Below are 25,414 nucleotides of genomic sequence, written 5' to 3'. Positions count from 1 at the left end.
CTTTTCAGATTTTAATTCTATTACATCTGCATCATCTCTAAGGAAATGATGATTGAATCATCGTTTCCTTAGAGAATCCTACATAAATCAAATCAAAACCATATAGTAATAACATAAACCCCCGCAATTTTCATACAGGAAATGCTTATAACGATCTTTGTCAAATCTATTTTCAGTATTTTCGGCATATTTCAAATATCCACCTTCAGCTTTACTGATTATTACAGTAATGATCTGCTATACCATCATTTACATCACGGCACACTGAGTCTTAATCATAAAATATATTCAATGAACCGTTTATAAATTGAGGTGCATATTGTATACGACATTTGAACTTTCCATCCTCTGAGTATAAATCTATATAATTCAGCTTACTTTCCGAATTAGAAGAAAAATTAACCTGGAAAAATACATAGTATGAATTGATATGATAGTATATTCTATTATTATCAGTTATACCATGAGGTTTACCATATAAATTTACTATATCTTCATATGTATATTCATAATTTAAATCAAAAAATTGTCTTGGATTTATTTCTATTTTATCTACATCTGAAATGATTTTCCCCTCAGCAAAAAGTTTCTTTATATATTCAGTACTTTTAAAATATTTTTCAACATACATAATTAATCCCTTGTAATTTCTGGAAGTGTCTTGCACCATAAACTTGATAACTGTACCTTCTTCCGATAGTGCATGACTCCAATAATCCAGAAAAATCAGACCTTCTGTCTCATAATATTTTCTGATAACTCCGGAACCTATAAAACCGGTAACCGGACCTATTTCCCGTTCCAGATCTTTATATGTTGTATCGGAATCAATGCCACTGATAAAATATTCCACATTCAGATTTTTCTTAGAGTTCAGTGCCGATGTTTCATTCGGATTTTGTTCAGATTTCAGCTCCGATGCTTCATTCAGATTTTGTTCAGATTTCAGCTCCGATGCTTCATTCGGATTTTGTTCATGGTTCAATGCCCATATTTTATTCATTTTCATCAATACAATTACTCCCATTGTTATTAATACAAGTGCAAACACAGGTTTTATAATCTTTTTCATTAAAATGCCTCTCCGTTCTTTCTTGTAATATAATACTCTCCAAGCATAGTGGTATATCCTAATAACTCTGCTGCTGTTTTATAATCAGTAATAGTATCTCCTTCTTTCCCGTTAGAGTCTAATGCTTTATCAGTTGCACGCCATCTACCGTTCTTATTACCCCATACCTCTTCCTCCTTATCATATACATACCAGTGATAATCACATTCTTTGTCTCCTATTTTTAGTAAGCAAAAGACTGCCTCTCGATATTTTTATGCATGAAGCACTTATGGCATGGCAGTTTTCGATACCGTCATTATTTCCTGAAACTTTTGCCTTGATTTTACCGTCATTTACTGTAAAGTCGGATGATGCGACACCCGACCTGTGCACGTAAGTTTCAATATCCGCTTCTCCGCCGTTTTTTACCGTTTCATTTAAGATGTCAAGCCCTATACCTTCACCTTTTATACTTACTTTTCCCTCATCCATTATAAAACTTCCTGCGGCTGTTGTATTGGATGAGTGCCAGTCTCCCTGTACATCTAAACTGCCGTCCTTTATCTCTACATCACCTTTATCAATATAAAAAGTTGACGTTTCCGATTTATTTGTTTCGGCAATATTTTCTTTAGCCGATAAGTCCTCATTATCGGTATTTGGCGAATTCCTATCCGGTTCTTTAAAGTAATGATTTTTTCCGGCTTGCGAGGGAGTAGCAATTTTAAAATTGCCGCTTCCCCCTTCTGCGCCGTCCAAAGGTGCTGCCATTACACCCTGCAGGGAAGCAGGGTATAAAAAAACAGCACTATTAAATGCCATTAAAAATGACATAAAAAGTGCTGTGATTCTCTTTAAAAAGCAAAGTTCGACCTGTACCTGTGCAGGTGATTCTTTTCGTGCTTTAACACGTTAATTGAAATAGCTGAATTACCCTTTTTCTTCATCATGTATTCCCTCCTTCTATATAACATGACATGTGTTTTCCCGGCTGTTTTTAATGCCAGTTCAGGGATACGCTTCGATAAATCATTTTTAATTTAATAGCTGTAAAACTGCGCAAATCATAAAAATATATCAGAACCTATCAGCTATGTATATGGGCTTATCCAAACATTCATCAATTTATACAGACTTATATCAATATATCTAATTATTTAAACGTACATAAATATATAAATATCCGACTGTTTTGATGAACTGTTAATCTATAAGTTTTAGCTGATATTCTTAATATTTTTTTAAGAATATCATAAAATTTTTACACTGTCAATACTGTCTTCAAAAATTTTAATATGAACCGTTTATGATAATATCATAAAAAGCATAAATAAAAATATCTTAACTTACAGTATAAATTAATTTCAAGTTTTTAAAACAGCTCATTGCATAATACATTGTAATAGAGTATCCTATATTAAAAACGAGGATTAAACAATATGAAACAGGAAGACATAAACAGAATAAATGAACTTGCAAGAAAACAAAGAGAAACGGGGCTTACTGAAGATGAGAAAAAGGAACAGGCTTTCCTTAGACAGGAGTATCTTGCAGCGATCAGAGCCAACCTGACGGCAAGCCTAAATAATATATCTATACTTGAACCCGACGGCAGTATCACCGATCTTGGCAAAAAACATGGAGGTATAAAGGATGATAAATCATAATAATGCTAAAATAAATGACATACCATCAGATGATTTAAAAAAGAAAATAAGAAAAAAACTTATAGCTTTAAGAGACGGAATGGATATATCAAAGAAATCTGAAAAAGAACTGAATATAATAAATAAAGCAGAAAATATTATTAAAAATATCTTAGATAAAAACTCTTATAATAAAAACATCGATAACAAAAACACCGGCAACGATACAATTTATCAAAATAATGTAATTAACGATTTTTCCGGCAAAAAATACATCAGAAATCTTTATATATTCGCATATAGGGCAAAGGGCAATGAGGTTGATCTTATACAGCTTATCAAGAAGCTTTGGAATAAGGAGATATTTTCAGAAAGCGGATATACGGATATACAACTTGCCTTTCCTAAAATAGAAAATAAAAAGATGGAGTTTTATACTGCCGCCTCAGAAGATGATTTCGCTCCCGGGCATTTCGGCATACTTGAACCCGTAATCCAAAATGATAATGTACATAAAATTGACTTTAAGGCACTTGCAGCAGATAAAAACAATACGGTAATAGTTCTTGTTCCCGGTGTCGGATTTTCAAAAAACGGTCATAGAATGGGTTATGGTGCAGGTTATTATGATAAATATTTTGAAGGAGCATGTGATTTTAACAATGTAGTACTTGTAGGTATTGCATTTGATTTCCAGATATACGACATTCCCTATGACAGTTATGATATTATAATGGAATATATGGCAACTAATCAGGTATGATACTATAATTGAATATATGGCAACTAATCAGGTATGATACTATAATTGAATATTAAATATAATATACTTTAATAAAATTTATATAAGTATTGATTAAGTTTTTTCATATTAATAAAAATTAAAAAACAGTCAATAATTGCAGCTGCCCGGCACTATTTCTTTTCACCATTTTTATGAGATTTTAGGTTTATATATGATTTATTTTTAAGATCCTACAACTTTGGATACCTAAGGTTTTAATGAAAACTCCATTGAATATTTATACATATTTTTGAATAAATACCTTGACAATCCGCTGTTTTAGGTTTATTATGTTTATAAATATACATAAATCAATAAGATTTAAAAAAGTAGTATAAAAGAAAGGCTTAAGTTTATGAAAAAATCAAATGATGAATCAATAAAAAAAATTGTGCTTGCTTATTCAGGAGGACTTGATACTTCAGTTATGATACCATGGCTTAAAGAAAATTATAATAATGCTGAAATTATAGCTGTATCAGGCGATGTTGGACAGGAAGATGAACTTGAGGGTCTGGAGGAAAAAGCAAAAAAAACCGGAGCTTCAAAATGTTATATAGTAGACCTTAAGGAAACTTTTGTAAAGGATTATATATTCCCGTGCTTAAAGGCAGGTGCAAAGTATGAAGATGTATATTTGCTTGGTACTTCATTTGCACGTCCGGCACTTGGAAAAGCTATTGTTGATATAGCTGTAAAAGAAGGTGCCGATGCTATATGCCATGGCTGCACGGGAAAAGGAAATGATCAGGTAAGATTTGAACTTGCAATAAAGGCATTTGCTCCTGAAATGAAAGTTATAGCACCTTGGAGAAACTGGGAGCTTAAATCCCGTGAAGATGAGATAGAATATGCAAAACGTCATAATATACCTTTAAAGATTAGTAAAGAAACAAATTATTCAAAAGACAAGAATATATGGCATCTTTCACATGAAGGGCTTGATCTTGAAAATCCGGAAAATGAACCTGAATACGATAAAATACTTGAACTTGGGGTAACTCCACAGAAAGCACCTGATAAAGAATGCTATATCAGTATAGGTTTTGAAAAAGGAATACCGGTATCAATTAATAAAAAGAAAATGGAGCCGGTAGATCTTATTTTAGAACTTAATAAAATAGGCGGAGAAAACGGCATAGGTATAGTTGATATGGTCGAAAATCGCCTTGTAGGTATGAAAAGCAGGGGGATTTATGAAACTCCGGGAGGCACAATATTATATAAAGCACATGAGCTTATTGAAAGCATAACACTTGATAAAGATACAATGCATTATAAACAGCTTATAGCTGTAAGATTCGGTGAGCTTGTATATAACGGACAATGGTTTACACCATTAAGAGAGGCATTAAGTGCCTTTGCTGACAGTGCAAGTCAAAATGTGAACGGTGAAGTTAAACTTAAGCTTTATAAAGGAAATATAATACCGGCAGGCATTACATCGCCTACTTCACTCTACTCCGAACAGATTGCAAGCTTCGGTGAGGATGATTCATTTAATCATAATGATTCGGCAGGATTTATAAGCCTCTTTGGACTGCCTATAAAAATAAGGGCAATACAGTTAAAAAATAAAGATATTAAATAGAACTATAAAAAATTTAAATATATTTTGAAAGGACGATCCTGATGCAGGCTATTAATACAGTATAATATTTTATGTATTTATTTTATATATTTATACTTATATACTGTATTTTTAGCCTATACATCCGGATCTTTTAATTAAATAATGAAATTATGGGGAGCAAGATTTGAAAAAGAGGCTGATAAAAGGCTGAATGATTTTAATTCTTCAATAAATATTGACAGCCGTATGTATGAAGAAGATATAGACGGAAGTACGGCACATGCACAGATGCTTTGTGCACAGGGCATAATAAGCGAAAAAGATTTAGATGATATAGTAAAAAACCTTTCAGATATAAAAAATGAGATCGCAAACGGTACTCTTATAATAGATGAAAATGCTGAAGACATACATATGTTTATAGAAGAGGAGCTTACTAAAAGATGCGGCGATGCTGGAAAAAGGCTGCATACCGCAAGGAGCAGAAACGATCAGGTGGCACTTGATACAAGGATGTACACTATAAAGAGGCTTGGCAGTATAAAAGACCTCCTTAAAGATTTCATAAAAATTTTATGCAATAAAGCACAGAAACATGTTTACAGTATTATGCCCGGCTATACACATCTTCAGCCTGCACAGCCAATCACATTTGCACACCACCTTATGGCATATGTACAAATGTTTATAAGGGATATCTCAAGACTTGATGATGCACAAAAAAGGTGTAGCGTTATGCCGCTGGGAAGTGGAGCCTTAGCTGCTACAACACATAATATAGATCGTGAATTTGTAAAGGAACGGCTTGGTTTTTTACAAATTTCACAAAACAGTCTTGACGGAGTCAGCGATCGTGATTTTGTAATTGAAGCGGCATCTGCATTAAGCATTATAATGGTACATCTTTCACGTTTTAGTGAGGAAATTATATTGTGGAGCAGTCGTGAATTTAATTTTATAGAGCTTGATGATGCCTTTGCGACAGGAAGTTCAATTATGCCTCAGAAAAAAAATCCTGATATATGTGAGCTTATTCGTGGCAAAAGCGGTAGGGTTTTTGGAAATCTCCAAGGATTATTATGTATGATGAAAGGGCTTCCTCTTGCTTACAACAAAGACATGCAGGAGGATAAAGAGGCACTTTTTGACTGTTTTGATACGGTATGTGCCTGTCTTAAGGCGGCTGCTCCTATGCTTGAGAGTATGAAGGTACTTGAGGATAATATGAATTCGGCAGCTGCAGAGGGATTTATAAATGCTACCGACTGTGCGGATTACCTTGTTAAAAAAGGTATTCCATTTAGAGAGGCGTACCGGATAGTCGGGCAGCTTGTAAAATACTGTATAAAAAATTCAAAAGTTCTTGAGACACTGGATATTGATGAGTATAAAGCGGCAAGCCCTTATTTTGATGCTGACATATATAAGGCAGTTTCACTTATAGAATGTGTAAATAACCGTAATGTAACCGGAGGACCTGCACCTGATGAAGTTAAAAGGCAGATTGATTTTGCAATAAGCTGCTGTCAATCATTTTAATATATTATATATTTAATATACAAATGCTATATATAGCATATAAACTATTTTAATTTATATATATTAAATTATATTGCTGATAAATTATATCACCAAATAATAATATATCTTTAATAATAAAAAGGCGGTGAAATTCATGGATAAAAAGGAATTGCATTTAATTATAGAAAACAGTGAAGATGAACTTCTTAAACTGCTGGATGATCTGATACAATTTGAAACAGTAAGCCCTCCTGCCAGAAATACCCGAAATATACAGGAATATATTAAAAGATATTTGGAAAAAATAGATTTTAATGTTGATACCTATGATTTTTTTAAGGATGATGTACTTCTGGCAGGTATCAAAAAAGGCAGTGAATCTGATAAATATAACAGTTTAATATTAAACGGGCATGTTGATGTCGCTGCAATTACAGATATAAATGAATGGAATACCAATCCGTTTAAGCTTCATGAAAAAAACGGCAGACTGTACGGCAGGGGAACAAGTGATATGAAATCCGCCATAGCGGCAAACCTGCTTTTACTAAAACTGTTTCATCAAAATAATATAGTACTTAAAGGCGATATACTGTTTCAAAGTGCAGTCGGAGAAGAAGCCGGTGAAGCAGGTACACGTGAGCTTTTAGAAAAAGGCTATACTGCCGACTACGCACTTGTATCAGATACCTCATCACTTGAAATCCAAGGTCAGGGCGGTTGTATAACAGGCTTGATCACGATAAAAAGTCCTGTTACCTATCATGACGGAAACAGAAGAAATATAGTTCATGCAGGAGGCGGCATATTTTCAGCAGGTGCAGTGGAAAAGATGGTAAATATAATACAGGGGCTTCAAAGCCTTGAAAGGCACTGGGCTGTTACAAAAAGCTACCCCGGATTCCCAAGCGGTACAAATACTATCAATCCTGCATTTATAAAAGGAGGCACCAATCCCGCATTTATGGCAGATGAATGTTCACTATGGATCACAGTTCATTTTTATCCTGATGAAAAGGTCGATGATATAACATCTGAAATTGACAGTTATATAAACGCTATAGCTATGGCGGACCCGTGGCTTAGAAAAAATCCTCCCTCCATAAAATGGGGCGGACGTTCCATGATTGCTGATAAAGGCGAGATATTTCCTTCTCTTGAACTTGATACAAATCACCCGGGGTTTAAAACACTTGCAGCTTCATATTATAATGTTACAGGTAAAAATCCGGTTGTAAACATGTCAACAACGGTTAATGACAGCGGATGGTTCAGCAGCTTCAATATACCTGCGGCATGTTTCGGTCCCGGAGAATTAAAAGAAGCACATTCAAATAATGAATCGGCAGATAAAAAGGAACTTATTAATTTTATGAAAATAATGGGAGATTTTATATTTGAATGGTGTAACAGTAAAAAATAGCTATGTGAGATTTTTATTATAGTATGATGTGGGTATCAAAAGTATTTGACTAACTATATATTATCAATAGAATAAAAATCTTTTATTATACTCTCTGCCACTTTTATACCATCCATGGCAGCGCTGGTAATACCTCCCGCATAGCCTGCACCCTCACCGCACGGGAAAAGTCCTTTTACAGATGATATACATAATTTATCTCTTAAAATTCTCACAGGTGATGAAGTTCTGCTTTCAATTCCGGCAGTTATAACATCTTTTGCACCGAAGCCTTTGATTTTTCTTTCAAATATAGGAACAGCCTCACAGATTGCATTATAAATAAAATCCGGCAGTATTTCATTTACAGATGCAAAACATGCCCTGCCCCTAAAACAGTCAAAATCCGCTATGCCGCCTCGCATATATGATTTTTTATTCAAAAAATCGCCTAAAAGCTGTACAGGAATCATTCCTTCTCCCGCTTCATAAGCTTTTTTCTCAAGTTTTCTCTGGAATTCTATACCGGCAAGCGGATGTTCAGATAAAAAATCCTGAGGATTTACTGTAACTATGATTGCGGAGTTGGCATATTCACCGTCTCTTGCGTGATAGCTCATACCGTTTATAGCAAGCATGCCCTTTTCAGTAGAGGCGTTTACTATATATCCACCAGGGCACATACAAAAAGAATATACTCCCCTGTTTCCTGATGTTTTTGCGGTAAGCTTATATGATGCCGGAGGCAGAAGCCTTGCATATTTAGGTCCATATTGTGAATCACTTATAAAATCCTGCTTATGTGCCATGCGTATACCTACTGCAAAAGGTTTTTGTTCAATATATACATGATTTTCATAAAGCATCTTAAAAGTATCCCTTGCACTATGACCTATAGCTGCTACAAGACAGTCGGTATCAATCTCCTCATACCTTCTTTTTTTGTCCTGCCCTTTTTTTTCCTGTGGAATTTCATAAGATACCGTAACTGATTTAAGTCTTTTTTTATATGGTAAATTTTTAAAAACATCTTTTGAATTATTTTCCAAATCATTTTCAAAAAAGTTTATTTTTTCAAGTCTTGTCAAAAACCTGAACTCTCCGCCAAGTCTTATTATTTCATTCCTTATATTTTTAATAATACCTCTAAGTTTGTCAGTTCCTATATGCGGATTATTTATATAAAGGATATCCGTATCGGCACCGAAATCAACCAGCGTCTTTAAAACTGCACCGCTTCTCCCCATATAATCCTTAACCATAGTATTTAACTTACCATCGCTGAAAGTTCCAGCACCACCTTCCCCGAATGAAACATTTGAATCTGTATCAACCGTCTCTCCATTCCAGAAATCATCTACGACAGCAGCTCTTTTATCAACCTCGTCCCCTCTTTCAATTATTAGTGGTGAAAATCCGGCTCTTGAAAGTATAAGAGCACAGAATATGCCTGCCGGTCCAAAACCGGCTATAACAGGGCGATATTTAAGCCTGCCGGCACTATGGAATGTATTTTGAATATCAGAAATATTTTTTATAATTTTCTCTTTAGATAATATATCGGATATATAAGACATTTGTTCAGTCTTATATACATTGCTCTTTAGATCAAAACCTTTTAAACCGGTACTGTCTTTGAGTTTCTTTTTATATTTTTTATTTGAATTATACAGTCGTTTAAGCACATAATCCTCATTATCTGCTTTTACATCTATCTTATAAGAAAATTTTACACGGGATTTATCCCGTGCATCTATTGATTTTTTAATAATATTATAATGTAAAATACCTGTTCTTTGTATGGCAAGTATTTTTGAAATCTTATTTATAAGGTCATCTTCACTATGCCCTACTTCAAGTTCAAGTTCGTTAATTCTTATCATAATAAACAATACAACCTTGCAGTATTTATTGTATTAAAATCATTTAAATTATTTTAATTAAAAAATAAAATACTATTTAAATTAAACTTTTTTTAAAGCACCGCCTGCACTTTTACCTGCAATATAACCGCTTGCCCACGCCCACTGGAGATTATATCCTCCGCACATGCCGTCAATATCCATTATCTCACCTGCAAAATACAGATCTTTATGGAGTCTTGACTCCATGCTGCAAGGCTCTATCTGCGACAAATCCACCCCGCCGCAGCAGACCTGAGCCTTATCAAAATCAGCTGTCCGTACAACACGAAATTTAAAACCTACAAGCATATGAAACAGTGCATTAAATGCCCCGCTGCTTAAATCAGCAGTTTTTAAAGAAGGACTTAATTTCGCCTCGGACAATAGTGCAAGCCACAGTTTTTTATTTAAAAGACCGTTTCCGAGCATCGCCAGCTCTTCTAAAGTTTCCATGTTTACACGCTTTTTAAAATATTCCTTCTGATTTTTAACAAAATACAGAAAATTCATTGAAAGCTCGGTCTTTTCCCCTTTTGAGAGCGCCTTTGAAACAAATCTTGCAAGCTGAAATGCCGGTATGCCGGAAATACCGTAATCAGTGAGCTGAACCTCTCCTATATCTGAAAATACAAATTTATCATTGATAAAAAGGTTAAGCTCCGCTCTCACACGAACACCGCTCACTTTTTTAAAAAACCTCTTATTCTCGCAAAACAACGGACAGAGTGCAGGCAGCGGAGTTATGATTTTATAGCCGAGTCTTTTAATAATCTCAAGTATTGAACCGTCAGAGCCTGTAACCGGAGCTGCCTTCAAACCGGCAGCGATTATAAGCCTGTCAAAATAAAATGAACCTCTATTTGTTGAGAGTGTAAAATTATATTTTTTTAGCGGAGTATTTTTGATTACAGTTTTTGACTCAGAGATATCTTTAACTTTAGCTGTACTTTCTACTCTATATTTGTTAATCATTATATCATTTATACTACATTCATTTATTATCTCCGCACCGAGTCTCCTGCATTCATACAGCAAAGCCTGCTGTATACTGGATGCCTGCTGTGAAGTCGGGTATACATAGCCGTTTTTATCAAAAGGCTCTATTCCAAGGTTTTTAAAAAAATTTATACTATCAATATTTGAAAATATATCAATAACTTTTGAAACAAATGAGCCTTTTTTTGAGTAATAGTTTTGTGGCGATAAGTTCATGTTTGTAAAATTACATTTACCATTGCCTGTAGCTAAAATCTTCCTGCCGGGAAGATCATTATGCTCAAGCAGTCTTACCCTTATACCTGAGGCGGCTGCATTTACAGCCGCCATAAGACCGGAAGCGCCAGCACCTATAATTCCGATTTCCACCGTTTATTAACCTGCCTACTTCATATTTTATAATAATTAATTTTATAAACCCGAAGTTTAAAAGAATTAAGATACCACACAGGCACTTTACTTTATCTTAAAATACCCGGGATACTCCGAAGTAGCTCTGCTTGCTATTTCCGAGACAGTTTCAAGATGATTCGCCATAGCACGCTGGGCTTTTGCAAGATCACCTTCCTTTATAGATTCAAATATCATCTTATGTTCATCTATAAGTTTAGGAATTCTGTTATTATACGGAACTACAAAATTTCTCCACCTTGCTATATGCAGCATACCATCACTTATTATTTCAAATAAAGAGGACCTGTTTACACTATTTATCATAATATCATGAAATTCAGTGTCATATTTAGGAAAATCACCTTTATAATTTTTTTCATTTCTGCAATGCTCCTGTTTTTTAATATTTTCATAAAGCTTTTCTACAAGTGCACTTTTTGCATAATTATCCAGATTGGTAAAGACCTCATATATAACCTCTTTTTCAACCGCTGTACGCAGCATCAAGAGATCCGATATATGGCTTAAATCCATAGGTGATATGCAAGTTCCCCTCTGCGGATATATATCTATAAAATTAATCTGCTGAAGTTTTGAAAATACCGTTCTTATAACTGATCTTGATACACCATATTCATAGCACATCTGATTTTCACTTATAACCTGATTAGGCTCAAGCTCAAGATTTACAATCCTTTTTTTCATATCTTCATAAACTTCACCGGAAGACATTATATTATTGGACCATTTTTGAGACTGCATTATATACCTGCCTTCCTTTATAATAAGCCGCTGCTGTATGCTGCCGGCTTCAGCTTAAACTGTTATTTAATCTCATTAATTTCTACAACTTCCGTATTTAATGATTTTAAATCACTTATATCAGTATCTTTCTTCACCTCAATAAGACCATCCTGAAGCCCCTTATAAAGCTTATCATAATCATCTTTTGTAAATTTTTTAAATTTTGATGTTTCCATAGGAAGTTCAATTCCGTTTTCCTTTGCTGTAAGAGTTAATTTCTTTCCGCCTTCAAATTTTCCGTCATAATAGTCTGCAATCGCACTGTATACTGAATCGCCGAGATTTTTCATCGCAGAAGTTATAACCGTTTCAGATTCCACAGATTGGTCAACATCGACACCTATAACAACCTTTTGTGCGGTTTCAGCAGCTTTCATAACCGAATTGCCTACTCCGCCGCCGCATGCGAATATACATTCGGTACCTTCATTATACCAGGCTGCCGCCTTAGTTTGATTCTCAGGTGAAGCATCAAAATTTCCTACATAAGTATATTTTATTTTAACTGCTCCCTTATCAAGTCCAAGATTTTTTGCAGCGGCATCAGCTCCCTGTACATAACCGTAGCCAAAGCGCACAACTGCCGGAACTGCCAAACCTCCCATAAATCCAAGCTCACGATAGCCCTCAGTTACAGCCGCATAACCTGCAAGATAGCCTGCCTGTTCTTCCGCATAAAATATAGACAGCACATTATCTTTTATTTCTGCAGAATCTGCAGTCTTAGGTTCTGCATCTATAAGTATAAATTTAATATTTGGATACTTTGTCTGTGCATTGTAAACAGGGCTTTCAAAAAGAAATCCCGGTGTTACTATAACCTTTGCTCCTCCCTTGACTGCAAGATCAATAGCATCAAGACATGCCTGATCCGATTTTTCAGCCGGCTTATAGTACTTATGTGTTATATTATGCTCTTTTGCATATTTTTCAAGACCTTCCCATGAACCCTGGTTAAAAGACTTGTCATCAATAGTCCCCACATCGGTTATAAGTGCAAGCTCATAGTTGCCTCCTGAAGATTCATTACCACCGTTTTCCTGCTGTGAAGCTTGTGCACTGCTTCCTCCCTGCTGTGAAGCATCTCCTGACGGTTTTGAAGCACAACCTGCAAGTAGACCCAGTGCCAGTACTGCCGTTACGATAACAGCTGAGATTTTCTTTTTCATATAACTTTCCTCCATATTTTAAAAAATTTGCCTGAATTATAGCCCGGTAAACGATACGAATAATTCAGATTTTGTATTATATAAATATATATTAAATATAATATATATAATTATATACGAATATACACCGTACGTTATACTATTTAAACGATACTTAAATCATCACTTAAATATAAAACTAAGCATTTATTCCATTTTTAAATTTTTTACTGCCCAACTGGTGCCTATACGGTCGCAGCCGGCTTTTAAAAAGGCTTCCATATCTTCTCTAGTTTTTATACCTCCTGCCGCTTTTATCTTTACATCTTTTCCTATATGTTTTTTAAACAGCAGTATATCTTCCATAACGGCACCTGCAGTGCCGAAACCCGTGGAAGTTTTTATATAATGAGCCCCAAGTTTTTTGATTATCTCACACAGCTTGATTTTTTCATCCTCATTTAAGTAACAGGTTTCTATAATCACTTTTAATATTTTATCATCAACAGCATTCTTTAGCAATGATATTTCCTGACTCACTTTATCAAAATCACCGTTTTTCACATCGCTTATATTTATAACCATGTCTATCTCATCGGCACCGTCCTCAAGTGCCTGTATTACTTCTACAAGTTTCGCCTCTTTTGAGCTGAATCCAAGTGGAAATCCTACAACAGTACAGATTTTAAGCTTTTTTTTAAATTTTGCCCTTACCCTTTTTATATAATTCGGTGCTATACATACCGCAGCTGTCTTATGCTTTACAGCTTCCCTGCATAAATTTTGAATATCATCCCATGTTGCATATGGCTTTAAAAGAGTATGGTCAACATGGCTTAATATTTCCTTCTGCGTCATAAATAAATTTCCTCCTCTTTGTTACCGCTTATACTTGCGGCAATTAACGGTCTTTTTTCAGGCTTTTGGGACTCTATAATTATTGATGAAATAAATTTTTCCTCAGCTTCTTTAAACAATTTATCATCTGAAGCATATAATACTGCCACAGTCTCACCCTCAGCCACCTTATCTGCATATTTCTTTTTTAAGACTATTCCTGCACTGTAATCTATCAGACTTTCTCTGGTCTTCCTTCCCGCACCGAGCATCGTTGAAGCCGTTCCTATTTTTTCCGTATCCATAAAAGCTATATATCCTGACTTTGCCGATTTCACCTCATACATATAGGGAGCCTTTTTGAACTTTGATGTGTCTTTTATATATGAAGCATCTCCTCCCTGAGCCTTAACCATTTCAATAAGCTTTTCAAGTGCAGCTCCGGTATCCAGGGTTTCTTTTACCATACAGGTGCATTCTTTATAGCTGCCTTTGCCTGCAAGTTCAAGTAAGCGGACAGACAATGCCTCACACACGGTATAAAGATCATCAGGACCTTTTTTATTAAGTACGTCAACCGCCTCTATCACCTCAAGACTGTTTCCTATTTTAAATCCAAGCGGTATATCCATATCTGTTATAAGTGCAGCAACCTTTCGTCCGGCATTTGTTCCTATTGCAACCATCTCTTTTGCAAGTTCCAAAGAGTCTTTAAGTGATTTCATAAAAGCACCGCTTCCGGTCTTTACATCAAGCACTATACAATCGCTGCCTGATGCAAGCTTCTTGCTCATAATAGATGCTGCTATAAGGGGTATGCTGTCAACAGTTGCGGTAACATCACGAAGGGCATAAAGTTTTTTATCTCCGGGAGCAAGATTTTTTGACTGCCCTGCGATGCATAACCCTGTTTTGTTTACTATACCGGCAAACTCTGCAGATGTAAATTCAGTCCTCAGTCCGGGTATGGATTCAAGTTTATCAACAGTACCTCCTGTATGTCCAAGCCCTCTCCCGCTCATCTTTGCAATCTTTAAACCGCAGGCTGCAACAATAGGTGCAACTATAAGAGTAGTTTTATCTCCTACACCTCCGGTAGAATGTTTATCAGCCTTAATACCTTCAATTCCCGACAGATCAGTCATATCACCTGAAGCGGCAAGTGCAAGTGTAAGATCAAGGGTTTCATTTTGATCCATTCCTTGAAAATATATTGCCATTAAAAGTGCCGACATCTGATAATCAGGTATGCTTCCTTCAACAAAACCCTTTATAATCTCATTTATTTCATCTCCCGAAAGTATGCCTCCATTTCTTTTTTTCATTATCAAATCATACATTCTCATTTTAATTACCTGTCTCCCTGATCATATGGTATGCCTTCAGCTTTAGGTGCCTGTGAATTTCCGGATGAAAATGCAAGCACTATAAGCGTCGCTATATAAGGAATCATCTTATAGACTTCATTCGGTACAGAAAGATTCTTTATTACCGGAATTATTGAATATGCACTTGCCAAAGTTTTCATTATACCGAAGAAAAATGCAGCAAAAAATATATTTCTGCTTCTCCATTGCCCGAATATAAGAACTGCCAGTGCCAAAAATCCATATCCTGCAACACTTGCGTTAAAGTTTGTTGAAGTAGGCACTACAAACACAAGCCCTCCTATACCTGCAAGTATTCCTGAAATTATAACACCCAGATAGCGTATTATATAAATATTTACTCCGACCGAATCCGCAGCACCGGGATGTTCTCCACAAGATCTCAGCCTTAATCCAAACCGTGTATATTGAATTATAAAGGCTGCAAATATAAAAATCAATATACCTATATAGGTTGTTATATAACAGTTTTCAAAAAACATATGTCCTAAACAAGGTATTTTTGATAACACCGGCACATTATTGATATGAAACTCATCATTAAAAGGTATCTGCTGCACTCTCTGAAAAGTCCTTGCTGAAAAAATTACAAAAGCAGGTGCAAACATATTAAGGGCGGTACCGCTTATAGTCTGATCAGCTTTCATATTTACCGCTGCAAATGCATGAAGCAGTGAGAACAAACCTCCTGCCACACCTGCTACAAAAATCGCTGCCAAAAGCAGTGTATTTCCATGTAAATTTGCTATACGCCCTGCCTGTGCCATATTTATAAAAAATATTCCTGCAAATGCACCAATTACCATAATTCCTTCAAGTGCTATGTTTACAATACCGCTTCTTTCACTGTACATACCGCCAAGTGCAACTATAAGCAGAGGAATAGCAAAGTACATAGTCTGTTGTATAATAAAATAGAATACATTCATAGTTTTTCTTTATCCTCCTGCTTTGTTTTCGTTTTTTTAAGACTTCTTTTATAAAATCTATTGATTATTTCTTTAAATAAAAGTGAAAGAGCACCGCAGTAAACTATGGCGGCAATTATCATATCTATCGCCTCAGGTGCAAAATCAAAAAGCTGCATATTGCTTCCGCCGACCGTTATATGACCTATAAAAAGTCCTGAAAGAAATATACCGAGAGGTTCGGAAAGCCCAAGCAGCGCAACTGAAATGCCCAGAAATCCTTCAGGTGCTATAATATCAAGTACCTGCATATATTTGCCTGAGTCCGAAAGATATAAGAGAGCACCTCCAAGCCCTGAAAGCATGCCTGCTATCACCATTGAAAGAACTATATTCTTTTTTTCATTTATTCCGGCATAGCGGCTTGCATCTTTATTTTTTCCGCAGGCTTTTAATTCATAGCCAAATACAGTTTTATGCAGTATTATATGTACCGCTATAACGGAAACTGCCGCTATAAGTATACCGACATTTATATTTGAACCCGGAAATATTTTATCAAGCCCTGCCTTGCTTAAATTTGCAGCTGATTTCACAGGCATACTCTGATTTTTTATCCTATCGTAAACATATCTCCTAATAAGCATATTTACACCATACATGCCTATGTAGTTCATCATAATTGATGAAATAACCTCATTTACATTAAAAAAAGCCTTCAAAAGCCCCGGCACACTTCCCCAAAGTGCTCCTGCAGCCATTGCGGCAAAAAGTGCTGCAATACAGTGCATACCTGACGGAAGAAAATTACATTTTACACCTACAAATACAGCAGCAAATGCACCGGCAGTAAACTGACCTGAAGCACCTATATTAAAAAGCCCTGTTTTAAAAGCAAATCCTACTGAAAGTCCTGTCATTATTATAGGTGCTGCTATATAAAGCATCCTTCCTATTCCGCTTATGCCGTCTGCAAATCCCCCCTGTATTATCATTGAAAATCCGCCATACGCCTGGGACGGACTGCTTATAAAAAGTATTATGAAACCAAATAAGAGTCCACAAATTACAGCCATCACAGATGATATGAAATTAACTGTATTTTCATTTTCAAATATACTCTTCTTTTTGGCTCCTTTATTTTTCAATGCCCTTTTCATACTTTATTTTCCCCGTTTCCACCGCTTCTTTTCGCACCTGACATATAAAGCCCCAACTCTTCCACGGTAATATCGCCAGGTTTGAAGTTACCAACTATTTCTCCTTCATACATAACAATTATTCTGTCGCTTATATCCATTACCTCATCAAGTTCAAATGATACCAAAAGTACGGCTTTTTCTGAATCACGCTGTTCTATAAGGCGATGATGAATATATTCAACAGCACCTACGTCAAGCCCTCTTACCGGCTGCACTGCTATTATAACTTCCGGATTTCTGTCAAGTTCTCTTGCTATTACGGCTTTCTGCTGATTTCCTCCCGACATACCCCTGACTATACTATATGCACCTTTTCCTGAACGTATATCAAAATTTTTAATCAACTCATCTGCATATTCATTAATAGCATCAAATTTTAAAAATCCATTTTTTTGAAATCTTTTTGAATAATATGTCTTAAGTATAAGATTCTCCTGAAGATTAAAATCCAGTACAAGACCGTGCTTATGTCTGTCTTCAGGTATATGTGCCATACCGCTGTCAGATTTTTTTCTTATACTTTCCTTAGTTATATCCCTGCCGTTTAAAAACACCTGTCCGCTATCAGGCTGCCTGAGACCTGTTATACTGTATATAAGCTCGGACTGACCGTTGCCGTCAATCCCCGCTATACATACTATCTCACCTTCTCTAACCTGAAATGAGACATCATTTAGTATATTTTTTCCTGAATGTTTTGATTTTAATATAAGATTTTTTACTTCAAGTATTGAGGCTCCCGGCTTTATATCCTTCTTTTTTACTGTAAAGCTGACTTTCCTTCCAACCATCATCTCAGACATGACTTCCTTTGTAGTTGTCTTTACATCTATCGTACCTATATATTTTCCCTTTCTAAGTACGCTGCACCTGTCGGCAGCCGCCTTTATTTCATTAAGCTTATGGGTTATAAATATAATTGATTTACCTTCATCGGCAAGCTGCTTCATAACCTTTATCAGCTGCTCTATCTCTTGCGGAGTAAGCACAGCAGTAGGCTCATCAAAGATTAAAATGTCATTGTCGCAGTAAAGCATCTTAAGTATCTCAACCCTCTGCTGCATACCTACTGTTATATCAGATATATATGCATCAAGATCTATTTTGAAATTATACTTTTGACTTAAATCAAGGATTTTCTTTCTGGCTTTGTCGGTTTTAAGTATACCAAATAAAGAGGTATCCTCTCTTCCTAAAATTATACTCTCAAGCACTGTAAAATTATGCACCAGCTTAAAATGCTGGTGTACCATACCTATTCCAAGCTTATTTGCATCATTTGGATTATTTATATCAACCTTTTTCCCATTGATTTTTATTTCACCCTGCTCCGGACGATAAAGCCCGAAAAGTACACTCATAAGTGTTGATTTACCTGCACCGTTCTCACCCAAAAGTGCGTGTATCTCACCTTTTTTTACCTTAAGTGTTATGTCATCATTTGCCTTAAAATCACCGAACTGTTTAGTTATATGATTCATTTCAATGATATAATCCACGGTATCTCCCCCTGACCTTAACTTAAACTTATTATATAGCTCTGTTTTTAAAGTAATTGAATATTCCTAAAATCATATATAAACTGCATAAAGAGAATACGATTTTAGAAAGAGAAACACTTATACAGTGTTTTCCTGAGAATTATAACAGTATCGCCCTAAAACCTGCCTATCCTATAATACAATCTTTAAAGCTTGTACCGTCAGTTATATTTTTTACACCGAATATATCAAGAACCGTAGCTGCCATATCTGAAAAAGTTTTATGTGTGCCGAGATTAACTCCGGGTTTTACCATGCCTCCGCAGGCAAGGAATAAAACATATTCCCTTGTATGGTCCGTTCCTTTAAATCCCGGATCACAGCCATGATCTGCACTTATCATAACTATATCATCTTCTTTTATAATATTTAGAAAATCTCCAAGCCATCTGTCAAAAGCACTTATACTGCGTGCATATCCGTCTATATCACGCCTATGCCCGTAAATCATATCACAGTCAACTAAATTAACAAAACATATTCCGTTAAAATCCCTGCCGGCAAGCTCAAGCGTCTTTTTCATGCCGTCATCATTATCCTTTGTCCTTACACTGTAACTTACCCCTTTGCCTGCAAATATATCATAAATCTTGCCTACTCCAAGCGTATCAAAACCTGCTTCACTAAGTGCATCAAGCATAGTGGGTTTTGGAGGAGTCAGAGAAAAATCATGACGGTTTGCAGTTCTGGTAAAGTTTCCTTCACTGCCTGTAAACGGTCTTGCAATAACCCTGCCTACCGCATGTCTGCCCTTTAAAATATCTCTTGCAATCTCACAATATTTATAAAGCGTTTCAACAGGAACTATATCCTCATGTGCCGCAATCTGGAACACGGAATCAGCAGAAGTATAAATTATAAGTTTTCCGGTTTCCATATGCTCCTGACCATAATCATTTATAACCTCCGTACCTGAATACGGTTTATTACATAAATATCCCCTGCCGGTCTGTCTGCATAAAACATCAATCACTTCATCAGGAAATCCGTCAGGATATGTGGGCATAGGCTCAGGTGATACAATACCCGCTATTTCCCAATGCCCTGTTGTAGTATCCTTTCCATTTGAAGCCTCCTGCATCCTTCCGAAAGCTCCTGAGGGCTCTAAAACCCCCTCCGCAAAATCAATACCGTCAATATTAAAAAAACCTATTTTTTTCATATTTGGAGTTTCAAATTCATTTGAAGTCATTATACTTTTTAATGTATTTGAACCAAAATCACCAAATTTATCCGCATCAGGTGCATATCCTATTCCGAAACTGTCAAGAACTATAAAAAATATTCTTTTAACTGCCATATTATTTCTCCATATTGATTTAAATTTATTTTAATTGTTACATTCATGTAATGGTATATAATCAAAGGTTTACATACTGTATTGAACCTCTTATGTCATAAATAATACAGTTTGCTATCTTAAAAAGAAATCCTTATTTTTATTATCAGGATTAAAGAAGGTAAATCCCTGCCCTATAACCTGATAAGTATCCATAATAGATATAAATGCTTTCGGATCTATATGTAATATCTGCCTTTGTACAGTCATAATCTGATAACTGTTTACTACCGTATAAAGTACCTTTTTTTCTTCCTTTGTATAATAGCCATAGCCTTTAAGCACAGTTACCCCACGATTTATATCGGTAAGGATTATGTCTGCAACTTCATCAGGTTTATCAGTTATTATAATAATAGATTTTTTCCTGTTAAGTCCTTCAGTTAGAAATGCCATTACCTGTGTTGCTATAAAAAGGAGCATTGTGGTTACTATCATCTTTTCAACACCTATAACAAAACATGAAAAGAACATTACCAGAACATCACATATCATAACTCCGGCAGCAAATCCTATGCCGAGATACTTTTTCATAATCATTGCTATAATATCGGAGCCGGCGGTAGTCCCATTACCTATAATTACCATGCCCATGCCAGTTCCTGTAAGTATACCTCCCGCAACTGCAGGTATAAGTATATTGTCTGACACAAATGGAGTCGGATGTACAACATTAAGACATATACTTATAACTACAAGGGTATAGCCTGTAAATATAAGTGTACGTTTTTCAAGAAAATGCCAGCCTATTATTAAAAGCACGGTATTAAGTACAAAGTTGGTATTACCGGTAGGAATATGTGTTATATATTTTACAACTATCGATACACCGGCTATTCCCCCGGTTGCAAATTTATTCGGTATTATAAAGCCATTTATTCCGCATGAGTATATTACGCATCCTATTGTAATTAAAATTATTGAGTATATAATCTCTTTTGTTGTCATATTCAATATTTTTTTTATATTAAATTTTTCATTCATCCAATAAAATACCTGATAAACGGCAGCACTATTGATATCATACAGATAAAGCAGTATATACTGCCATAATATACGACTAAATTTAACAGCCGTATATTTAACTCCTTTCTTATTTTTACCCGGCTATTATACCATTTATAAATAAATTTTTGTATATTTTCTGCCTATTTCTTTGTATCCCTTATTTCATTTATCTTTTCCATTATGTCTTTAGGCAATGCATCAAATATAAAATTTTTTCTATTACTCCGGCTGACTGCCAGAAGCTCATTTCTTATCTCAACGCTTACCCTTTCCATATCTTCTATAAATTCTCTTGATGACATAAGTCTGCAACCCTTGCTCCTTATTATAATCTGTTCCGTATAATCAGAAGTTACAACACAGACATTATATTTATCCGACATCTCATGAACGGTTCTCTCAATATAGTGGTCGGCAGTTTCAGCTTCCTGTGTATACACAACGTAGATATTGCTGTAATTATTTATTTGTGTATAATTCCCTTCTACTTTATATGCATCAAATACAAGTATTATATCCGCCCGTACATATCCCCGATAGTTTACAAGCATGTCTTTAAGCTTTTCTCTTGCCGCTCCCAAATTATAGTCGGCAAGTGCACCAAGCTCCTTTGAGGCGAATATAAGATTATAACCGTCAATAATTATATATTCTTTGATCTCAGGTATTTTTTTATAAACATATTCTTTATTTGAAGATATAATTCTCTTTTGCTGCCTGTCTGCAGTACGCCTTTTAATCCTGCCATAGGTACGTTCAAATATCTCGGTCAATTCCTCATCATCAAGAACCATGTCATTATATGTACTTTTTACCGTCTTAATTTCTTCATTCTCTTTATCCTTAATAGAATCCTTTAATAACTCATCCAGATAAAGCGGGATATACATATGCGAAAAAACCTCATCCCATGGTACATAATAGCTGTCCCCATTTTCGCAAAATATTGAACCTGAGGGATTGTCCGTATCAAGTTCCGGCTCATATGCATATGTATCAATCACCTCCTCTTCATTATGGCATATACCGTATCCTCTGGGATTTAAAAAAATTTTTCCATTTCCCTTTGTAAATGAAATAAGCTTTTCAGAATAATTCTGTATACATGATACTGGGGCATAGCCGTTTATCTCCACTATGTCCGATTTAAATTCATATTTAAAAACCGCATACATGTTCTGCAAGTCTGATAAAATTCTTCCCAGACTTTCCTGCGGCGCCTCTATTGTAAAATTATAAAAAGGTTCAAGAAGTAAACATTTTGCCTGCATAAGTCCCTGCCTAAGTGCCCTGTATACTGCCTGTAAATAATATCCCATTTCCGGGTGCTTCATATTTGATTTTACCGCAACCAGGCTTATTCTTATACCTGTAAGTCCGGAACCCGTTAAAACTCCTTTTATATCTTTGTTCTGTGAAAGATGCGATATAATATGCTTCTGAACATTATCAGATATCATATCTTTAGAAAGCTTTGAATCAAATACAAGCCCTGTTTCAGGCTCAATAGGCTCAAGAAGAAGATGTACCTCCACATAATTCTTTAAAGGTTCGTAATGTCCCACTCCTTCAACCGTATTCTCCAGAGTTTCTTTATAAACCACCCTGCCTTCAGAAAATAAAACCCTGCTTCCGAACAGTTCCCGGATTCTATTTTTTAAAATTTCCATCTGTATATTTCCAAAAAGCTTGAGGCTTATAGTATTGTTAGAATATTCTTTTCTGATATCAAGTTCCGGTTCCGACTCTGACAGTTCGTTAAGCCATTTAAAAAAGCTGTTTTTATCAATATCCTGCGGATATGTCATTTCATAAGAAAGCACCGGTTTACTAAATAATCTGTTTTTTATAATGTCTTCAGCTATCACAAGATCACCTGTTTGCAAATTGTTTAAACCGGTTACGGCACATATACCGCCTGACTTTACTTCAGCTACGGTTTCATATTTATCGCCGCTGTAAAGCCTGATTTCATTAACCTTTTCAGTACCCACAGGCATTTTTGCCCTTAGGCTTGCACCTGTTACCTTGACATGACACAGCTTTATATTTGCAGAGTCTCTTGATATCTTATACACCTTAAGTCCGAATTTATCACCATATACTTTAATCAGACAGTATTCCTCCATAAATTCAAGAAGCTGCCTTATCCCTTCAAATTTTAGAGCAGAACCAAAAAAACAGGGAAAGACAAGCCTTTTTGAGATTGCATCTTTAATGCTTCCCGGACTTATCCCACCTGTTTCAATATATTCCTCCATAAGTTTTTCATCACAATACGAAAGCTCATCAAAGAAAGACATATTACCTTTATCAAGATTATACTGTGTAAAATCAACTATATTATCATTAATTCCCTGTAAAAAACCTAATACCGCCATCTTATCGATGCCGGTATAGTCCATTTTATTAACAAAAACAATTGTAGGAATATCATAGCGACCAAGCAGCTCCCATAATACTTTGGTATGGCTTTGTATCCCTTCCTTTGCACTAACTACAATAAGTGCATAATCAATAACTGAAAGTATCCTCTCAGTTTCCGCTGAAAAATCCATATGACCGGGAGTGTCAATAAGGTTTATGCAAAGATTCTCAAGCATAATCCGTGCCTGCTTAGAAAATATTGTAATTCCTCTCTCCCTCTCCATAGCATACATATCAAGCAGGGAATTTTTATGGTCAACTCTTCCAAGGCTTTTTATACTTTTCCCGGCAAATAAAAGGGCTTCGCATAAACTGGTTTTACCGGCATCCACATGTGCAAGTACACCTATGTTTAATGTATCCATAAATCCTCCTTTAATTACCTCACAAGCCCACTTATAAACAGTTAGCGCCGACGACGATAAACATTATAATCATCAGGTTCCATCTCATCCTGCCCTGCACCTTCCATGTTTACAGCAACTCTTAAAAGAACCGCTCCTGCCAGGTATAAAGGACTTGAAAGATAAAATAATATCCCTATGGGTATTGATGCGGCAAGCAGCGGCACCCTCGCTTTAACAAGTGCATATACAATAAAAGCAAGAAAAACAAATACTCCCGTCTTTATTATATCATCATTATAATCCCATGCCGATGCTTCATAATGACCGGCAGGCACCTTAAGTATTACGGCGCTTAAAAATACTGCAATTATAATCATAACTACCTGCATTACAATGCCGAAATTCAGCCCAAGCATAGCTTTTATAGTATCAAGATTTCTCTTTTCAAACATATTTCCAAACAGATGAACCGCCCTTGAAGCTATTGCACCTGAAAGTATAGACAGTATAATATTGTGAAGTGCTATTAATGTTCCGCCTATAATTGCATGTATAGGCATATCTTCCATTGCTTCAACATTAAATCCGTTTCCTGTATCAAGCATTAAAGCCCCGATTACTGCCGCAATAATGGCAAATATAATTATACTTACATTTACAGACCCTTCAAGCCCTGCATTAAAACCTATAAGGAACGGAACGGCAGTTTTTATATATACCCAGTCATGAGACTCACCAACCCAGTAAAATATCTTTAAGGCAATTACAACAAGCCCAGCCTCACCTATAATCCTTGTCAAAAAAGTCCAAGCTCCCGAGTCATACAACCAGTAGGGCTCCTGCTTTATAAGTACCGTTATCTGGTTATTTCTAAAGTAAGCAACTAATTCTTTAACCGCAGGAATATTGTTATTTATCACATTCATGAGTACAAACAGCAATATAAGTCCTCCGGCGATTTTAAGCACTATCTCTCCTATCATATTCCTCAATTTGCTGTTTGAGTAAAACTGTACTAAAACATCCATATCATACCCCCAAAATAAAGTCTAAGAGTCAGCCTGCAATAAATCTTCAGCAGACATCTATATAGATGATACTACAATTAAAGCCATGTTGCAATATCCTTTTGTAATTTTTTTTTAATCTTTTTTTAATGAATGTTATATAATTATGCCATTTATGCAAAAAA

At 35.5% G+C, this 25,414-nt stretch carries 20 protein-coding genes; 5 read left to right on the top strand and 15 right to left on the bottom strand.

Annotated features, from left to right (window positions below; translation table 11 throughout):
* Positions 1-271 precede the first annotated feature (271 nt).
* Positions 272-1,072, bottom strand: a complete 801-nt coding sequence (locus HMPREF9333_RS03585; protein ID WP_005539861.1) for a hypothetical protein — start codon at positions 1,070-1,072, stop codon at positions 272-274.
* A gap of 201 nt (positions 1,073-1,273) precedes the next feature.
* The gene (locus HMPREF9333_RS03580) at positions 1,274-1,825 is read right to left on the bottom strand and encodes a hypothetical protein (RefSeq protein WP_005539860.1); all 552 of its coding nucleotides are present in this window, start codon (positions 1,823-1,825) and stop codon (positions 1,274-1,276) included.
* 668 nt (positions 1,826-2,493) lie between these two features.
* On the opposite strand from HMPREF9333_RS03580, the gene HMPREF9333_RS03575 reads away from it, so the two are divergent.
* The 5 genes from HMPREF9333_RS03575 to HMPREF9333_RS03555 all read left to right on the top strand — a co-directional run bounded on the left by HMPREF9333_RS03575 (position 2,494) and on the right by HMPREF9333_RS03555 (position 8,001).
* Positions 2,494-2,721 carry a DUF896 domain-containing protein gene (locus tag HMPREF9333_RS03575; protein WP_005539859.1) on the top strand — a complete coding sequence of 76 codons (228 nt, stop codon included), beginning with the start codon at positions 2,494-2,496 and terminating at the stop codon, positions 2,719-2,721.
* Positions 2,708-3,463 carry a 5-formyltetrahydrofolate cyclo-ligase gene (locus tag HMPREF9333_RS12160; protein WP_005539858.1) on the top strand — a complete coding sequence of 252 codons (756 nt, stop codon included), beginning with the start codon at positions 2,708-2,710 and terminating at the stop codon, positions 3,461-3,463. The genes HMPREF9333_RS03575 and HMPREF9333_RS12160 overlap by 14 nt, the downstream gene beginning before the upstream one ends.
* 376 nt (positions 3,464-3,839) lie before the next feature.
* On the top strand, positions 3,840-5,075 hold the full coding sequence (locus HMPREF9333_RS03565) for an argininosuccinate synthase (RefSeq protein ID WP_005539857.1): 1,236 nt from the start codon (positions 3,840-3,842) through the stop codon (positions 5,073-5,075).
* A gap of 144 nt (positions 5,076-5,219) precedes the next feature.
* Complete coding sequence (argH, locus tag HMPREF9333_RS03560) at positions 5,220-6,596, top strand: argininosuccinate lyase (RefSeq protein ID WP_005539856.1); 1,377 nt, start codon at positions 5,220-5,222, stop codon at positions 6,594-6,596.
* A 136-nt stretch (positions 6,597-6,732) separates the two neighbouring features.
* Entirely contained in the window at positions 6,733-8,001 is a 1,269-nt protein-coding gene (locus tag HMPREF9333_RS03555) for an acetylornithine deacetylase (protein ID WP_040882143.1), read from the top strand.
* 53 nt (positions 8,002-8,054) lie between these two features.
* Here HMPREF9333_RS03555 and HMPREF9333_RS03550 read toward each other — a convergent pair whose 3' ends face one another.
* The 13 genes from HMPREF9333_RS03550 to HMPREF9333_RS03490 all read right to left on the bottom strand — a co-directional run bounded on the left by HMPREF9333_RS03550 (position 8,055) and on the right by HMPREF9333_RS03490 (position 25,250).
* Positions 8,055-9,863: an NAD(P)/FAD-dependent oxidoreductase gene (locus HMPREF9333_RS03550; protein ID WP_005539854.1), complete on the bottom strand. Its 1,809-nt coding sequence runs from the start codon at positions 9,861-9,863 to the stop codon at positions 8,055-8,057.
* A gap of 81 nt (positions 9,864-9,944) precedes the next feature.
* Positions 9,945-11,249: an aminoacetone oxidase family FAD-binding enzyme gene (locus tag HMPREF9333_RS03545; protein WP_005539853.1), complete on the bottom strand. Its 1,305-nt coding sequence runs from the start codon at positions 11,247-11,249 to the stop codon at positions 9,945-9,947.
* 87 nt (positions 11,250-11,336) lie between these two features.
* Positions 11,337-12,035, bottom strand: coding sequence for a GntR family transcriptional regulator (locus HMPREF9333_RS03540; protein WP_040882142.1), 699 nt, complete (start codon positions 12,033-12,035; stop codon positions 11,337-11,339).
* Positions 12,036-12,097: 62 nt separating this feature from the next.
* A complete protein-coding gene (locus tag HMPREF9333_RS03535; RefSeq protein ID WP_005539851.1) occupies positions 12,098-13,246 on the bottom strand; it encodes a BMP family lipoprotein in 1,149 nt (382 codons plus the stop codon).
* Between the two features lie 186 nt (positions 13,247-13,432).
* Positions 13,433-14,083 carry a deoxyribose-phosphate aldolase gene (deoC, locus tag HMPREF9333_RS03530; protein ID WP_005539849.1) on the bottom strand — a complete coding sequence of 217 codons (651 nt, stop codon included), beginning with the start codon at positions 14,081-14,083 and terminating at the stop codon, positions 13,433-13,435.
* On the bottom strand, positions 14,080-15,408 hold the full coding sequence (locus tag HMPREF9333_RS03525) for a thymidine phosphorylase (protein ID WP_005539846.1): 1,329 nt from the start codon (positions 15,406-15,408) through the stop codon (positions 14,080-14,082). Before HMPREF9333_RS03525 ends, deoC begins: the two co-directional genes overlap by 4 nt.
* A gap of 5 nt (positions 15,409-15,413) precedes the next feature.
* On the bottom strand, positions 15,414-16,379 hold the full coding sequence (locus tag HMPREF9333_RS03520; protein ID WP_005539844.1) for an ABC transporter permease: 966 nt from the start codon (positions 16,377-16,379) through the stop codon (positions 15,414-15,416).
* Positions 16,376-17,518, bottom strand: a complete 1,143-nt coding sequence (locus HMPREF9333_RS03515) for an ABC transporter permease (RefSeq protein ID WP_005539842.1) — start codon at positions 17,516-17,518, stop codon at positions 16,376-16,378. Before HMPREF9333_RS03515 ends, HMPREF9333_RS03520 begins: the two co-directional genes overlap by 4 nt.
* Positions 17,515-19,059 carry an ABC transporter ATP-binding protein gene (locus HMPREF9333_RS03510; RefSeq protein ID WP_005539840.1) on the bottom strand — a complete coding sequence of 515 codons (1,545 nt, stop codon included), beginning with the start codon at positions 19,057-19,059 and terminating at the stop codon, positions 17,515-17,517. The genes HMPREF9333_RS03515 and HMPREF9333_RS03510 overlap by 4 nt, the downstream gene beginning before the upstream one ends.
* A 169-nt stretch (positions 19,060-19,228) precedes the next feature.
* Positions 19,229-20,401: a phosphopentomutase gene (locus HMPREF9333_RS03505; RefSeq protein WP_005539838.1), complete on the bottom strand. Its 1,173-nt coding sequence runs from the start codon at positions 20,399-20,401 to the stop codon at positions 19,229-19,231.
* 114 nt (positions 20,402-20,515) lie between these two features.
* Entirely contained in the window at positions 20,516-21,424 is a 909-nt protein-coding gene (locus tag HMPREF9333_RS03500) for a YitT family protein (protein WP_005539837.1), read from the bottom strand.
* Between the two features lie 164 nt (positions 21,425-21,588).
* Entirely contained in the window at positions 21,589-24,240 is a 2,652-nt protein-coding gene (locus HMPREF9333_RS03495; protein ID WP_005539835.1) for a translation factor GTPase family protein, read from the bottom strand.
* A 41-nt stretch (positions 24,241-24,281) separates the two neighbouring features.
* Complete coding sequence (locus HMPREF9333_RS03490; RefSeq protein ID WP_040882141.1) at positions 24,282-25,250, bottom strand: hypothetical protein; 969 nt, start codon at positions 25,248-25,250, stop codon at positions 24,282-24,284.
* Positions 25,251-25,414: the final 164 nt, after the last annotated feature.

Origin of the sequence: Johnsonella ignava ATCC 51276, from assembly GCF_000235445.1 — a bacterium.
Classification (GTDB): Bacteria; Bacillota; Clostridia; order Lachnospirales; family Lachnospiraceae; genus Johnsonella; species Johnsonella ignava.
The sequence above is the reverse complement of the archived record's forward strand: the minus strand, read 5'-3'. Positions and strand labels throughout refer to the sequence as shown.

Coding starts and splice junctions, on each gene's coding strand:
- HMPREF9333_RS03585 (WP_005539861.1), bottom strand. CDS start 1,072: ATGAAAAAGATTATAAAACCTGTGTTTGCACTTGTATTAATAACAATG.
- HMPREF9333_RS03580 (WP_005539860.1), bottom strand. CDS start 1,825: ATGGCAGCACCTTTGGACGGCGCAGAAGGGGGAAGCGGCAATTTTAAA.
- HMPREF9333_RS03575 (WP_005539859.1), top strand. CDS start 2,494: ATGAAACAGGAAGACATAAACAGAATAAATGAACTTGCAAGAAAACAA.
- HMPREF9333_RS12160 (WP_005539858.1), top strand. CDS start 2,708: ATGATAAATCATAATAATGCTAAAATAAATGACATACCATCAGATGAT.
- HMPREF9333_RS03565 (WP_005539857.1), top strand. CDS start 3,840: ATGAAAAAATCAAATGATGAATCAATAAAAAAAATTGTGCTTGCTTAT.
- argH (WP_005539856.1), top strand. CDS start 5,220: ATGAAATTATGGGGAGCAAGATTTGAAAAAGAGGCTGATAAAAGGCTG.
- HMPREF9333_RS03555 (WP_040882143.1), top strand. CDS start 6,733: ATGGATAAAAAGGAATTGCATTTAATTATAGAAAACAGTGAAGATGAA.
- HMPREF9333_RS03550 (WP_005539854.1), bottom strand. CDS start 9,863: ATGATAAGAATTAACGAACTTGAACTTGAAGTAGGGCATAGTGAAGAT.
- HMPREF9333_RS03540 (WP_040882142.1), bottom strand. CDS start 12,035: ATGCAGTCTCAAAAATGGTCCAATAATATAATGTCTTCCGGTGAAGTT.
- HMPREF9333_RS03535 (WP_005539851.1), bottom strand. CDS start 13,246: ATGAAAAAGAAAATCTCAGCTGTTATCGTAACGGCAGTACTGGCACTG.
- deoC (WP_005539849.1), bottom strand. CDS start 14,083: ATGACGCAGAAGGAAATATTAAGCCATGTTGACCATACTCTTTTAAAG.
- HMPREF9333_RS03525 (WP_005539846.1), bottom strand. CDS start 15,408: ATGAGAATGTATGATTTGATAATGAAAAAAAGAAATGGAGGCATACTT.
- HMPREF9333_RS03520 (WP_005539844.1), bottom strand. CDS start 16,379: ATGAATGTATTCTATTTTATTATACAACAGACTATGTACTTTGCTATT.
- HMPREF9333_RS03515 (WP_005539842.1), bottom strand. CDS start 17,518: ATGAAAAGGGCATTGAAAAATAAAGGAGCCAAAAAGAAGAGTATATTT.
- HMPREF9333_RS03505 (WP_005539838.1), bottom strand. CDS start 20,401: ATGGCAGTTAAAAGAATATTTTTTATAGTTCTTGACAGTTTCGGAATA.
- HMPREF9333_RS03500 (WP_005539837.1), bottom strand. CDS start 21,424: ATGAATGAAAAATTTAATATAAAAAAAATATTGAATATGACAACAAAA.
- HMPREF9333_RS03495 (WP_005539835.1), bottom strand. CDS start 24,240: ATGGATACATTAAACATAGGTGTACTTGCACATGTGGATGCCGGTAAA.
- HMPREF9333_RS03490 (WP_040882141.1), bottom strand. CDS start 25,250: ATGGATGTTTTAGTACAGTTTTACTCAAACAGCAAATTGAGGAATATG.